The organism is Acinetobacter sp. ANC_7635, assembly GCF_056779945.1.
Genome location: NZ_JBWYIS010000001.1, coordinates 64,688 through 78,047, shown reverse-complemented (window position 1 = coordinate 78,047; position 13,360 = coordinate 64,688). Strand labels below are relative to the sequence as shown.

Below are 13,360 nucleotides of genomic sequence, written 5' to 3'. Positions count from 1 at the left end.
AATATACTTAATACTGAGGATTAAGATTTTTGGGCTCTAGGATGAGCTTTATCATAGACTTGAGCCAAACGATCAAAATCTAACTGAGTATAAATTTGTGTCGTAGATAGATTACTATGACCTAGCATTTCTTGAACTGCTCGTAAATCACCACTGTTTGAAAGCAGATGACTAGCAAAACAGTGTCGCAATAAGTGAGGGTGTAAATCCACATTTACGCCCGCTCTCTGTGCTTGCAATTTGACTCGATTTTCAATCTGTCGATTCGTCAATCGATTCCCTTTTTTAGTAATAAAAACTGGGGAATCTAACTCAATTTCCCCACACCAGATACGATGGACTTTAAGCCATTCGATTAAACTCGTTTTCGCTTTCAAACCAAAAGGAACAACCCGAGTTTTATTTCCCTTACCCGTAATTCGAAGTAATTGTCGTGTAAAATCGATATCTCGAATATTCAATCCTTGTACTTCAGCTAATCGTAAACCACTTGAATAAAGCAACTCCAAAATAGCTTTATCTCTTAACCACAAGAGATGATCTTGAGAGGATTCAGGTGCAGGTTGATCCAAGATTTGCTGAATCGTTTCGACATCAACCATACCCGGCAAAGGCCTTGGCTGTCTTTTTAACTTAAAATCATGAATGGGATTATTCGATACATATTTCCCTTCCACAGCCCATTTCATGAATTGACGAATGGCTGTTAAATGACGTTGTAAACTTGCACTGTTGAGTTGATGTTGTTCAACCTTATAAGCCATATATTCTCGTAAATCAGATGCTTCAACTTGATTTAATTCAATTTTCTTTTCATAACAAAAGTCAATAAAACCAGACACATCACGAAAATACGCCTCAAGCGTATGCTCAGATTGATTTTGAATCTTTCTCTCTTTCAACCACATTGACAGCAATTGCATTGCGCCATATTGCATTTGGCTTTCTCTCTGTTGAATCGATGTCTAATCATCAATACTCATGGGCATTCCAACAAATCATAAAGTAAAAAGCCCTGAATTTCAGGGCTTTTTACTCAGGAAATAAGTTTTATTGAAAATAACGTAGATCCAAACGACCTTCATAAACCGTTGCAGTTGGACCAGTCATCCAAACTACATCTCCCTCTTTCCATTCAATCAGCAATTTACCGCCTGCAAGTTCGATTTCCACATTGCTAGACAATAAACCACGGCGCATTCCTGAGACAGCAGCAGCACATGCACCTGTACCACAAGCCAATGTTTCTCCCACACCACGTTCAAAAACTCGTAATCGAGCATGTTTTTCATCAACGATCTGCATAAATCCAGCATTTACACGCTCAGGAAAACGTTCATGCGACTCCACTTGCGGGCCTATTTTAGCAACATCAGCAGTTAACACGTCTGGAACAATAGTCACTGCATGCGGATTTCCCATATTGACCACATCGATGCTGATCGTCTCATTATCCGCTAAAGCTAAATCATATAAAGCAGCTGGAGCTTCTGCTAGAAATGGGATTTGGTTCGGTAAGAACTTCGGATACCCCATGTTCACACGAACCCATCCATTCGCACCCAACTCAGGCTCGACAATCCCCGCCTTTGTTTGCACTTTGAATTTAGTTTTATTGGTTAAATGACGATCATGAACAAATTTGGCAAAACAACGAACGCCATTGCCGCATTGCTCAACTTCAGAACCATCCGCATTAAAAATGCGATATTTGAAATCAACGTTTGGATGATCTGGTGTTTCAACAACTAATAACTGATCAAAACCGATGCCAAAATTACGGTCAGCCAACCGGCGAATCATGACAGGATCTAGATAAGCACGTTGGCTGATTAAATCAACCACCATGAAGTCATTACCTAGACCATGCATTTTAGTAAATTCTAGCAACATCTATTGTCTCCTTAAGGCAATAAGGACTCACGTTCCCACAGAGACTCAATCGTTTCACGTTGACGAATTAAGTGTGCTTGATCACCGTCAACCATCACCTCTGCTGCACGACCTCGGCTGTTGTAATTTGAACTCATCACAAAACCATAAGCACCTGCACCCAAAACAGCTAAATGATCGTTCGCTTGAATCGCAAGTTCACGCTCTTTACCGAGGAAGTCACCTGTTTCACAGATCGCACCAACCACATCCCAAACTTTTTTCTCAGTTTTCGAATTTTGATTAACCTCTTGGATATCCATCCAAGCTTCGTACAAAGAAGGACGAATCAAGTCATTCATTGCTGCATCAACAATTGCAAAATTGCGATGATTGGTTGGTTTTAAAAGATCAACTTTCGTCACCAATACGCCAGCATTCGCCGAAATACTACGCCCTGGCTCCATATACACTTTAAGACCAAGTTTTTCTAATGCAGGACGTAAAGCATTTGCATATTCTTCAACTGTCGGTGGAACTTCATCTTTATAAGTCACACCAAGACCACCACCAATATCAATATGTTTGAGGTTGATCCCTAATTTTTTCAATGCTTCAATCATGTTCATGACACGATCAAGTGCATCAACAAAAGGTTGAGTTTCAGTCAATTGTGAACCAATATGACAATCAATTCCTACGATATCTAAGTGACTTAAACTTGCTGCATACTGATAAGTTTCATATACCGAATCAGAAGGAATACCAAATTTATTTTCTTTAAGACCAGTCGAGATATATGGATGTGTTTTGGCATCAACATCTGGATTTACCCGAAGTGAAATTGGAGCTTTTACATTAAGTTCTGCTGCAACTTTTTGAATACGGTCAAGCTCTGCATATGATTCCACATTAAAACAAGCAATACCCACTTCTAATGCTTGACGAATGTCAGCTTCAGACTTGCCCAAACCAGAGAAGACTATTTTAGAAGCGTCACCACCTGCGCGTAAAACACGTGCTAATTCACCACCAGTCACGATATCAAACCCGCAACCAAGTTTCGCCAACACATTTAGAACAGCGATATTTGAGTTTGACTTCACTGCAAAACAAATTTGGTGATCGATAAAATTAAAAGCACGATCCATATCCAAATAATGTTTTTCAAAAGTTGCTTTTGAATAAACATAAAGTGGTGTACCAAATTGCTGAGCAAGTTGATCCAATGAACATTGTTCTGCGTGCAAAACCCCTTGAATGCGAGGGAAACTCATGGATGTATCCTTTCTAAATTGCGCTGGAGAAAAAAAATAAATGAATATTAATCTTGAGTAGGTACAGCATCTGCTTTAGGTTCAGCTTGATCCTGACTTGGGTGATCACTGTTTTTATAAATTAAATATTGTGCTCGCTTGTCATAGTTTGGATCACTGGGTAGTTGTAATGCACCAGTCTGACCACATCCAGCCAAAATTGAAACAACGGCTGCACTGATAACTCCGATCAAAATACGCATACCTACACCTATCAGTAAAATTTATAGAAGTATACCTTGATCATCTAATTCACCAAAGTATTTAACGCAACAGAAATAAAAAAACGCCAGTTTTTACTGACGTTTCTTTTGACTTAAATTGTAAATCATTTATAAGTTTTTATTTTTTCTTATAAAAACCAAAATAACCAATGATCAGAATAGCAAACCAAATCGGGCTCACCATCAATGCACGGCGAGTATCATCTTCTAAAGCCAATACTCCAATCATACCAATAAAGAATATAGCAACAATCGCACATGTCACCAATCCACCTGGTAGTTTAAATTTCGATTTGGCATGAAGTTCTGGGCGTGTTTTGTAATAGACCACATAACTCCAAATGATCATCAACCATACACAAATAAATAAAATGGTGGAAAGTGTTGTCGCTAAAGTAAATGCTTCCACCGTATTCGGTACGAAGTATTGCAGTGCTGCCCCTAGTAACAAACATACTGCTGAGAAATACAAGGCATTCGCTGGCACAGCTCGCTTATTCAGTCTTCCAAACGCTTCAGGTGCTTGAGTTTCGCGCGATAAGCCAAACAGCATGCGGCTGGTTGAGAATACGCCACTGTTCATCGATGACATCACTGAAGACAATACAACCAAATTCATAATAATAGCAGCGGCTGCAATACCTGCTTGACTAAACAAGTTTACAAATGGGGAAATATTCGGATCAATCGTATTCCATGGTGTAACCGACATCACCACCAGCAACGATAAAACATAGAAAATAATGATTCGAATAGGAATCGAATTGACAGCTTTCGGCAAATTCGTTTCAGGATCTTTAGTTTCAGCTGCGGTTGTACCCACCAGTTCTACACCCACAAAAGCAAAAATTGCGATTTGGAAGCCTGCCAAGAAACCGATTGCACCTGTTGGGAAGATCCCGCCGTGTGACCAAATATTACTGAATGCTGCGATTTCACCTGATGTAGAAGTGAAACCTGTAAATATCATCCAAAAGCCAACGCCAATTAAAACCACAATTGCGATAATCTTGATTAAAGCAAACCAGAATTCTAATTCACCAAACAGTTTCACCGTAACAAGATTCAATCCCATGATAAATACGATTGCAGCGATGCTAATCATTACCCCTTCTTCAGGGCTAAAAGGCATCCCATTATTGAAGAACTGAAGGTAATAAATGATCGCCGATAAATCTGCAATACCAATGGTGATCCAACACAGCCAGTAGGTCCAGCCCACAAAGTAACCTGCCCATGGTCCAATTAAATCCGTGGCGAAATCAATAAAAGACTTATATTGCAAATTTGAAAGCAACAATTCGCCTAGTGCTCGCATCACTAAAAAAACCATGAAACCGATGATCATGTAAATTACAAGGATTGAAGGACCAGCTAGGCTAATTGTTTTCCCAGAGCCCATGAACAAACCTGTTCCAATTGCGCCTCCAATTGCAATTAACTGCAAATGTCGATTGGATAGACTTCGTTGTAATTCACCATTTTGCTGAGGCGAATTTATATTTTGATCTGACATTTTCAAATTCACCAAATATATTAATCGGCACAACTTAACTGAAAAAAATCAGATTTCAAAAAGAAAATTAGCACGATCAATATTTTCTAATTAGTTTAAAGTATTAATTCATTTTTCTTATATATCGCCAAAATGATCACTTATTCATCATATTTATTTATCTTATTTTGAGTAAAATATTGAAAATCTTGTTGTTATATGTAAAAAATATAAGTGCAAAAAATAATCAAAAGGAATGATGTGTTTGATCGCACAAAAGTATGGCATATCCCTTGCTTGATCATGCATGTAAAAAACAATCAGGAAAATAAGAAGGTAATTTATGCAAGAAATACAATCAATCATGGAAACACTCAGCGGCTTAGTCTGGGGACCTTATATGCTGGTGCTGATTGTTGGGACAGGTGTTTTCTTAACATTCCGTCTACTTTTTTGGCAATTCAGGATGCTTCCATTAGCATTCAAACAAGTGTTTGGGAAACACCCCGATAAAAAAGACTCGGGAGATATCTCACAGTTTGCCTCACTCATGACTGCACTTTCAGCCACGATTGGTACAGGTAACATCGCAGGGGTAGCGACAGCTTGTGTGCTGGGTGGTCCAGGTGCTGTCTTCTGGATGTGGATGACTGCATTTTTCGGTATGGCAACCAAATACGGTGAAGGTGTTCTGGCAGTCAAATATCGTGTAAAAAATGAAAAAGGTGAAATGTCTGGTGGTCCAATGTACTACATTGAACGAGGACTTGGTGCAAAATGGAAGTGGCTCGCTGTCCTCTTCGCATTATTTGGTACATTGGCATCCTTTGGTATTGGTAGCTCAGTTCAATCAAACACAGTGGCATTAGCAGTAGAAAATAGTTTGGGTATAAGCACGCTCACCACTGCCATCATTATTACGATTTTATCTGCTTTGGTGATTTTAGGTGGCATCAAATCTATTTCGAAAGCATCCTCAATTATTGTTCCTGTCATGGCCCTGGGTTATATCATCGGCGGCTTAATTATTATTTTGAATAATTTAGAATTGGTATTACCAGCTCTTAAAATGATTATCACCTATGCTTTTACAGGCGAGGCAGCAGCAGGTGGAGCCATCGGTGCAGCGATTCGTTACGGTGTTGCCCGTGGTGTATTTTCAAACGAAGCTGGTATGGGCTCTGCTCCAATTGCAGCGGCAGCAGCTAAAACTGATCACCCTGCCCGTCAAGGCCTAGTTTCAATGACAGGTACATTCATTGATACGATTATTGTGTGCTCAATTACAGGTATTGTTCTTGTTATGGGTTTCATCATGGCAGGACAAACATTTGGTGATCAAACTGGGGCTGTTTTGACCATTAGTGTTTTTGACAAATTACTACCAGGATTTGGGGGCTGGGTTGTTACGTTCGGAATCATCTTTTTTGCTTATTCAACTATTTTAGGTTGGAGTTATTACGGTGAAAAATGTTGCACCTATTTACTGGGTGAAAAGTCAGTATTTATCTATCGTCTCATTTATATTGCTTCGGTATTTGTAGGCTGTCTCGTCACACTTGATTTAGTTTGGCTTTTCGCAGACACCTTCAATGGTTTAATGGCAGCACCAAACTTAATTGCCTTATTATTACTTTCTGGAGTCATTGCAAAAGAATCTAAAGACTTTATTGAACGTCGAAAATCTGGTGAGCTTTATTAAACAAATTAATAGAATTAAACCAATAAAAAAGCCTCATTGATGAGGCTTTTTTATCTTTTCACGAAAATTTCTGATCATTCAAATTTTGTTTTTCCTCTTGATCCTTTGCAATTTCTTCCGCAACCTCTAAGCTCAATACAAAAAATAGAACATGTTCAATTTTCATATTGCCTTGTTCATCTTCAAGATAATTTTTAACCAGCTGATACTGCTTATTTTGCTCATCAAAAGGAATATCTAGATATAGGTCACCCAGATAGCTATCAATTTCATCCTCACCTGACAAACCTAGACATGGCTCAAATTCAATTTCATGTTGTTCAAGCCATGTAATCACAAGATCTCGAATATTTTCTTCCTCATTCTGATCATCCGTGTAATTCTCAAAATGAATAAACAGCACATCACGCTGTATTTCACGTGCGATGGCATCAATATGTTGGGCGTACAAGCGCATATCAAATAACTCAGTCGATTCTTGATATGAGTATAAATTAATTCATGATCGCTTTAATTCAATATCTCGTTAAAGCACACGTCATGACTTTTCTTATTGTTTTTAAATTTGATCAATATTTTTTTGTTTTCGCGACCTTTACTCAGTATGCTCAGCATATAGAAAATCACAAAACCTATATCAAGTTATGGCTAAAGCAAAAAGTGTATATCGCTGTGAACAATGTGGCGCAGATCATCCTAAATGGGCAGGTCAATGCTCAGAATGCGGAGAATGGAACAGTTTAGTTGAAGTCACCATTGCCCCAGCGATTACGCATCGCGCAAATCCAAAAATTGCAGGCGGTTATGCTGGTCAAGCAGCATCAATCACTACTTTGAATCAAGTTTCAGTTTCTCACGAAACACGTTTAGCAACAGGGATTGGAGAATTTGATCGCGTTTTAGGCGGAGGGCTTGTTACTGGTTCAGTTGTACTGATCGGTGGTGACCCTGGTATTGGTAAATCAACAATTCTTTTGCAGACGGCAACCCATATGGCTGCCGCGAAAAGTTCCGCCCTATATGTCACTGGTGAGGAATCTTTATCTCAAGTTGCATTACGTGCCAATCGTTTGGATCTTCCAACTGATCAATTAAAAGTGATGGCTGAGACGTGCGTAGAGCGTATTTGCGAAGTATTAGCGCATGAACGACCTGCTGTCGCGATCTTAGACTCGATTCAAACTTTATACACTGAAACTTTACAGTCTGCGCCAGGCGGCGTTTCTCAAATTCGAGAATCTGCAGCCCTTCTGACACGTTTTGCGAAGAACAGCGGAACAGCTTTATTTATTGTGGGTCATGTGACCAAAGAAGGTGCTTTAGCTGGCCCTCGTGTTTTAGAACACATGGTCGATTGCGTACTTTATTTTGAAGGTCAATCTGATTCACGTTATCGAATGATTCGAGCTGTTAAAAATCGTTTTGGTGCAGTCAATGAACTCGGTGTTTTTGGGATGACTGATAAAGGGCTTAGAGAGGTTGCCAATCCCTCAGCCATCTTTCTTAGCCGATATGATGAAGCGATTCCTGGTTCTATCGTCATGATTAGTCGAGAAGGCACACGTCCACTCTTAGTTGAAGTGCAAGCCCTAGTAGATGACGCGCATGGTCAACCTCGCCGTGTTGCATTGGGTCTTGAGCAAAACCGTTTGAATATGCTACTCGCCGTCATGCACCGTCATGGTGGTGTTCAAACTTCTGGTCAAGACGTATATGTGAATGTTGTTGGTGGCTTAAAAATTACTGAAACAGGTTCAGATCTCGCCGTCTTATTGGCCTGTGCTTCAAGTTTGAGAGCAAAAGCACTCCCTCAGCAATTGGCTGTATTTGGCGAAGTGGGATTATCGGGAGAGATTCGTCCCGTACCTAACGGGCAGGAACGGTTGAAGGAAGCAATTAAGCACGGGTTTAAATATATTATAGTCCCTAGAGCGAATGCACCACAAAAGGATATTCCTGGTGTTCGCATTATCGCCGTTGCCCGTCTACATGAAGCTTTAACTGAAGCGATGAGCTTAGCGGATGAACATTAATTCAGCTGATCAATTTATTTAACTATACACTGTGTATGAATACTGAAAAAAAATGAGGTTTAAGTTGAAATTTAAGCCAAAAGACTGCATAAATACAGTGTGAAATTAACTTTTTAAAATAGGAATTTTAGATGGAAGTTCGACAGCGTAGTTTAGTTGCGGGTATTTTAATGGCGACACTCATGGTAGCGCCTTTTGCAGAAGCAAAACGTGCTGGTGGTGGTAAAAGCCATGGTATGAGCCGTTCTGCTGCTCCAACCCAATCATATCAGCAACCACGTCAAGCTACTCCTGCCCAACAACCTGCTGCTCCAGCGACTGCGCCTCAAAAGTCTGGTCCTGGTGTGGGTGGTATGGTCGCTGCTGGTGTTGCTGGTGCTGCAATTGGTGCAGTCGCAGCAAATGCTTTAGCAGATGATGATACTGTTCCAGCAAGTCAAGCAGAAGTTGCTGCACAACCTGAGGAAGATGGTGGTATCCCAAGTTGGGTATGGTTGTTGATTATTGCTGCTGCTGCGTTCTTCATCTTCCGTAAATTCGGAGCAAAAAAAAAATTAGCGGCTAACAACCCTTATGCACCAAACAGTTCAGGTCCACAATCTGCACCGTTTGGTCAAACTGCTGCACCTCGCCCTTCAGTGTCTAATGACAATACCAATATTTTTGGTCAATCTGTGGGCGGTGGCACAGCTGCATCTCAAGCGCCATTTGGTCAAGCACCACAAGCTCCTTTTGGTGCAGCAACAATGTCTAGTGGAAGTCAGCTACCTGACGGAACTGAACCAGCTGCTTTCTTACGCATTGCACGCCAACGCTTCAACCATATTCAATCAATGAATACGGCAAGTAATATTGCTGAGATTCAACGTTATTTGACGCCTGATCTTTATCAATCGATGTATAACGATATTATGGGTAACCAAGATCAAGACGTAGCTGAGTTTTCAAATCTGAATGCTATGGTTGTTGATTCTGCGACTGAAAATGGTCAATACGTTGTCAGCGTTCGTTTCACGGGTACGGTAAGTGAAGACTTAAATAGCCTTCCACAACCGTTTGCTGAAGTTTGGCATTTCGTTAAACCAGCAGGTTCTAGTCAAGATTGGTTGGTTGCGGGTATTCAACAGGAAAGCTAATTTTATTCTCAAAAAAGCCAGTGAACCACTGGCTTTTTTTTGTTTCGCACACTGTTTAATCCTTGTTGAGTGGATTCAATTTTGCATGTGTTAAAACCCTATCTCACCGTCACTTAGGAATGCATGACCGTATTTAATTATTAAATAGCAGATTTATTCAGATTCATTCAAAGGTATGAAACAATATAGAATCTAAGAATTATAAAAAAGCCCCATATTCCTGGGGCTTTTTAATTTAACGACGAGGTAATGGAATATACTGGCTATTACGATCGCTGGTTTCAGCTGGTCGTTCACCAATAACCACTTCAGTATTGATGCTCTTACCTTCACGTAAAATCTCAATTTTTGCAGAGGTATTCGGTGATTGCATTGCAACATAATTAATCAATTGTGATGGATTATTGATCTCCTGATCATTTACTTTCATGATCCGATCACCGACTTTAATCTTAGCTTTATCTGCAGGACCAGACTCATAGACGCTGCTCACAATTACACCCTTCTCACGAGGTTGTAATACATCGGGTTGCGTCGGATTCGCCAAACCAATACCTAGCCACCCTCGAATTACTCTGCCTTCTTTTAATATTGAATTCAGAACTTGCTGGCAGACTTTAGCAGGAATAGCAAAACCAATTCCTAAAGAACCACCCGATTGCGAGAAAATTGCAGTATTAATCCCAATCAAATTACCTGCAACATCAATGAGTGCTCCCCCAGAATTACCTGGATTAATAGCAGCATCGGTTTGAATAAAATCTTCATAGAAATTTATACCCAATCCCGAACGTTCTGTCGCAGATATGATCCCTTGCGTAACTGTTTGTCCCACGCCAAATGGATTACCAATTGCGAGTACAACATCTCCAACTTCATTTCCACTCAGTTTGAAAGGAAGCACTGGCAGTTTGTCCATTTCTATTTTAATGACTGCTAAATCCGTATCAGGATCTGTTCCAATTACTTTGGCTTCTGCACGACGACCATCATACAAAGCCACAACAATCTGGTCAGCCTGTGCAATCACATGATTATTAGTCAGAATATAACCATCAGGTCGAACAATCACCCCCGAACCCAAACTATTTTCATTTGGTTCTTGTCCAAAACGTTCAGGTAATTGACCACCAAAAAATTCTCTAAAAACAGGATCATTTAAAATCGGATGATCCACTTTTTTTACAGTTTGTGTTGTAAAAATATTAACGACTGCAGGTGCTGCGACCTTTACCGCAGCATTGTATGACACTACTCCCCCAGAACGTGTCGTGTCCACCAAAGGTTCTACTTTTTCAGCTGGCATTTTATATCCATCAGCTGCTATTTGAGGCTTTGGTTGATTTATTTTTTGCCATGTGACAAAACTAATAATGACAATAATGAGTAACACCCATGGTAACCATGTAAAGGACCGGCGCACTTTAATATCCTCTGAGAATTTTAATTTATTGATGACAAAAGTATTTTATGAATGCATATTGTAATCAAAAAAAATTTATATACCTAAAATTGTGAAAATAGTTTTGTTCGGCTTTAGTTAAGATTAAAAATATGCTTTGATCTTTATATTTTCACAGACTTAAGAACATTATGGCAAAGCTAAACGACATTATCCAATGGTGTGATCAGACCCTAAAGGCCAATGAATTTAAAGATTACGCTCCCAATGGTCTGCAAATCGAAGGTAAAACAGAAGTAAAGCGAATTGTTTGTGCTGTATCGGCTTCTCAATCAGCCATTGATGCTGCAATCGAGCTGCAAGCTGATGTTTTATTGGTTCACCATGGCTATTTTTGGAAAGGTGAGCCATCTCCGATTACAGGAATGCGTGGCAAGCGAATTAAATCACTCATTCAACATGATATTTCACTATTAGCTTATCATTTACCTCTCGATAGCCACCCTAGCTTGGGAAATAATGCTGCGATAGCAGATTTACTTCATCTTGATCAAATTGAAGCACTTGATCCGAGTGAACGTCATCCCATTGGAAATATCGGCTATTTAAAAAATGCAATGACACCAGATGAGTTCAAAGCTTTTGTGTCACAACAACTTAATTATGATGCGATTCATTTGATGGCTGATAAACCAAGTATTCAAAAAGTTGGATTTTGTACTGGCGGTGCTCAAGACTTTATCACTAAAGCTGCCGAACAAAATTGCGATGCTTATATTTCAGGTGAAGTTAGTGAGCGTACCTTTTATCAAGCTTTAGAATTAGATGTGCATTATTACGCATGTGGACATCATGCGACTGAACGTTATGGTGTTCAACGACTAGGTCAAGCAATTTGTGAACAATTTGGTCTTGAATATCATTACGTTGAACTCAATAATCCTATTTAAATTGATTTAACCACGCGTTTTAAATTGGAGTGAGCTTATACGTATTAATTCACGCTTTATTCTGTATTCTTATTTATAAGTAATGCGCAAAATATGGTGAGAATCTATTACAATAAGTGCACTTCGATGTAAAACCCAGCACAATGCAAGGAACTTAAAACATGACAACGATTACTTTACCAGCTCTTCCGTACGGTTACGAAGATCTTGCTCCACACATCAGCAAAGAAACTTTAGAATACCACCACGACAAACACCACAATACTTATGTTGTTAATTTAAACAACCTAATTGCAGGTACTGATCTTGAAGGTAAAACGCTTGAAGAAATCATCAAAGCTTCTGCTGGTGATGCTTCTAAAGCGGGTATCTTCAACAACGCAGCACAAGTTTGGAACCACACATTCTACTGGAACTGTATGGCTAAAAACGGTGGTGGTAAAGCGACTGGTGCTTTAGCTGCTAAAATTGACGAAGCTTTCGGTTCTTACGAAAAATTTGCTGAAGAATTTGCTGCTGCTGCTACAACTCAATTCGGTTCAGGTTGGGCTTGGTTAGTTGCTGATGAAGTAAATGGTAAACTTTCTATCATGAAAACTTCAAATGCTGATACTCCACTTGCTCATGGTAAAGTAGCTGTATTAACGATCGATGTTTGGGAACATGCTTACTACATCGACTTCCGTAACGCTCGTCCTAAGTATATTTCTACTTTCTTAGAAAGCTTAGTGAACTGGGATTACGCTAACGCGAAATATGCTGGTCAAGAAGCTGGCGTAGAAAAATAAGATTTAACCGTCTTATTACGTTTAAAAAACCATCCTTTTAGGATGGTTTTTTTGTTATTTACATCAATTTGAGTATTAATAAATCAAACTATTCATTTCTTTACAATAATTGGTTGACGACTAGTAATTTCAACCCTAAAATGCGCATCAGATTCTCCAATAGCTCAGTCGGTAGAGCGACGGACTGTTAATCCGCAGGTCCCTGGTTCGAGCCCAGGTTGGAGAGCCAATCTAATCTCCCATAGCTCAGTCGGTAGAGCGACGGACTGTTAATCCGCAGGTCCCTGGTTCGAGCCCAGGTGGGAGAGCCAAGATTCTAAAAACCCAAGCATAATGACTTGGGTTTTTTTATCCCTAAATTTCTGATTTGCTATAGAATTATTCTAATTTTCTAAAAAAGTCTAAAAATGAATACACCTTGGCTTAAATCACTGATTTTCTG

General features: G+C 39.6%; 12 protein-coding genes and 2 tRNA genes. 7 read left to right on the top strand and 7 right to left on the bottom strand.

Annotation, left to right across the window (positions count from 1 at the left end):
* Nucleotides 1-20 precede the first annotated feature (20 nt).
* From AC1M89_RS00380 to AC1M89_RS00360, 5 genes are all read right to left on the bottom strand, one after another.
* Nucleotides 21-938 carry a tyrosine recombinase XerC gene (locus AC1M89_RS00380; RefSeq protein ID WP_481609378.1) on the bottom strand — a complete coding sequence of 306 codons (918 nt, stop codon included), beginning with the start codon at nt 936-938 and terminating at the stop codon, nt 21-23.
* A gap of 112 nt (nt 939-1,050) precedes the next feature.
* Nucleotides 1,051-1,893, bottom strand: a complete 843-nt coding sequence (gene dapF, locus AC1M89_RS00375; protein ID WP_092765969.1) for a diaminopimelate epimerase — start codon at nt 1,891-1,893, stop codon at nt 1,051-1,053.
* Nucleotides 1,894-1,904: 11 nt separating this feature from the next.
* Nucleotides 1,905-3,149, bottom strand: coding sequence for a diaminopimelate decarboxylase (gene lysA, locus AC1M89_RS00370; RefSeq protein WP_481591278.1), 1,245 nt, complete (start codon nt 3,147-3,149; stop codon nt 1,905-1,907).
* A 47-nt stretch (nt 3,150-3,196) separates the two neighbouring features.
* Complete coding sequence (gene lptM, locus AC1M89_RS00365; protein WP_481613690.1) at nt 3,197-3,391, bottom strand: LPS translocon maturation chaperone LptM; 195 nt, start codon at nt 3,389-3,391, stop codon at nt 3,197-3,199.
* Nucleotides 3,392-3,530: 139 nt separating this feature from the next.
* On the bottom strand, nt 3,531-4,928 hold the full coding sequence (locus tag AC1M89_RS00360; RefSeq protein WP_481613689.1) for an amino acid permease: 1,398 nt from the start codon (nt 4,926-4,928) through the stop codon (nt 3,531-3,533).
* Between the two features lie 322 nt (nt 4,929-5,250).
* Here AC1M89_RS00360 and AC1M89_RS00355 point away from each other — a divergent pair, with 322 nt between their 5' ends.
* Nucleotides 5,251-6,609, top strand: a complete 1,359-nt coding sequence (locus tag AC1M89_RS00355; RefSeq protein WP_481613688.1) for an alanine/glycine:cation symporter family protein — start codon at nt 5,251-5,253, stop codon at nt 6,607-6,609.
* Between the two features lie 58 nt (nt 6,610-6,667).
* On the opposite strand, the gene AC1M89_RS00350 is transcribed toward AC1M89_RS00355, so the two are convergent.
* Nucleotides 6,668-7,066, bottom strand: coding sequence for a hypothetical protein (locus AC1M89_RS00350; RefSeq protein WP_481613687.1), 399 nt, complete (start codon nt 7,064-7,066; stop codon nt 6,668-6,670).
* A 187-nt stretch (nt 7,067-7,253) separates the two neighbouring features.
* Between AC1M89_RS00350 and radA the strand changes: the two genes are divergently transcribed.
* A complete protein-coding gene (radA, locus tag AC1M89_RS00345; protein WP_035267023.1) occupies nt 7,254-8,642 on the top strand; it encodes a DNA repair protein RadA in 1,389 nt (462 codons plus the stop codon).
* A gap of 131 nt (nt 8,643-8,773) precedes the next feature.
* Complete coding sequence (locus AC1M89_RS00340) at nt 8,774-9,778, top strand: Tim44 domain-containing protein (RefSeq protein ID WP_481596768.1); 1,005 nt, start codon at nt 8,774-8,776, stop codon at nt 9,776-9,778.
* Nucleotides 9,779-10,013: 235 nt separating this feature from the next.
* Here AC1M89_RS00340 and AC1M89_RS00335 read toward each other — a convergent pair whose 3' ends face one another.
* Nucleotides 10,014-11,201 carry a trypsin-like peptidase domain-containing protein gene (locus tag AC1M89_RS00335; RefSeq protein ID WP_481613686.1) on the bottom strand — a complete coding sequence of 396 codons (1,188 nt, stop codon included), beginning with the start codon at nt 11,199-11,201 and terminating at the stop codon, nt 10,014-10,016.
* Between the two features lie 170 nt (nt 11,202-11,371).
* Here AC1M89_RS00335 and AC1M89_RS00330 point away from each other — a divergent pair, with 170 nt between their 5' ends.
* The 4 genes from AC1M89_RS00330 to AC1M89_RS00315 all read left to right on the top strand — a co-directional run bounded on the left by AC1M89_RS00330 (nt 11,372) and on the right by AC1M89_RS00315 (nt 13,229).
* Nucleotides 11,372-12,130 (top strand): Nif3-like dinuclear metal center hexameric protein, encoded by a 759-nt coding sequence (locus tag AC1M89_RS00330; RefSeq protein ID WP_481588532.1) that lies wholly within the window; start codon nt 11,372-11,374, stop codon nt 12,128-12,130.
* Nucleotides 12,131-12,291: 161 nt separating this feature from the next.
* Nucleotides 12,292-12,918, top strand: coding sequence for a superoxide dismutase (locus tag AC1M89_RS00325; RefSeq protein WP_092765960.1), 627 nt, complete (start codon nt 12,292-12,294; stop codon nt 12,916-12,918).
* A gap of 153 nt (nt 12,919-13,071) precedes the next feature.
* Nucleotides 13,072-13,147: transfer RNA gene (locus AC1M89_RS00320), tRNA-Asn, on the top strand.
* A gap of 6 nt (nt 13,148-13,153) precedes the next feature.
* A tRNA-Asn gene (locus tag AC1M89_RS00315) sits at nt 13,154-13,229 on the top strand.
* Nucleotides 13,230-13,360 lie beyond the last annotated feature (131 nt).

What these genes read in the sequence shown, in the direction of transcription:
- AC1M89_RS00380 (WP_481609378.1), bottom strand. Translation starts at nt 938, where the DNA reads ATGCAATATGGCGCAATGCAATTGCTGTCAATGTGGTTGAAAGAGAGA.
- AC1M89_RS00330 (WP_481588532.1), top strand. Translation starts at nt 11,372, where the DNA reads ATGGCAAAGCTAAACGACATTATCCAATGGTGTGATCAGACCCTAAAG.
- dapF (WP_092765969.1), bottom strand. Translation starts at nt 1,893, where the DNA reads ATGTTGCTAGAATTTACTAAAATGCATGGTCTAGGTAATGACTTCATG.
- AC1M89_RS00350 (WP_481613687.1), bottom strand. Translation starts at nt 7,066, where the DNA reads ATGCGCTTGTACGCCCAACATATTGATGCCATCGCACGTGAAATACAG.
- lptM (WP_481613690.1), bottom strand. Translation starts at nt 3,391, where the DNA reads ATGCGTATTTTGATCGGAGTTATCAGTGCAGCCGTTGTTTCAATTTTG.
- AC1M89_RS00355 (WP_481613688.1), top strand. Translation starts at nt 5,251, where the DNA reads ATGCAAGAAATACAATCAATCATGGAAACACTCAGCGGCTTAGTCTGG.
- lysA (WP_481591278.1), bottom strand. Translation starts at nt 3,149, where the DNA reads ATGAGTTTCCCTCGCATTCAAGGGGTTTTGCACGCAGAACAATGTTCA.
- radA (WP_035267023.1), top strand. Translation starts at nt 7,254, where the DNA reads ATGGCTAAAGCAAAAAGTGTATATCGCTGTGAACAATGTGGCGCAGAT.
- AC1M89_RS00340 (WP_481596768.1), top strand. Translation starts at nt 8,774, where the DNA reads ATGGAAGTTCGACAGCGTAGTTTAGTTGCGGGTATTTTAATGGCGACA.
- AC1M89_RS00360 (WP_481613689.1), bottom strand. Translation starts at nt 4,928, where the DNA reads ATGTCAGATCAAAATATAAATTCGCCTCAGCAAAATGGTGAATTACAA.
- AC1M89_RS00325 (WP_092765960.1), top strand. Translation starts at nt 12,292, where the DNA reads ATGACAACGATTACTTTACCAGCTCTTCCGTACGGTTACGAAGATCTT.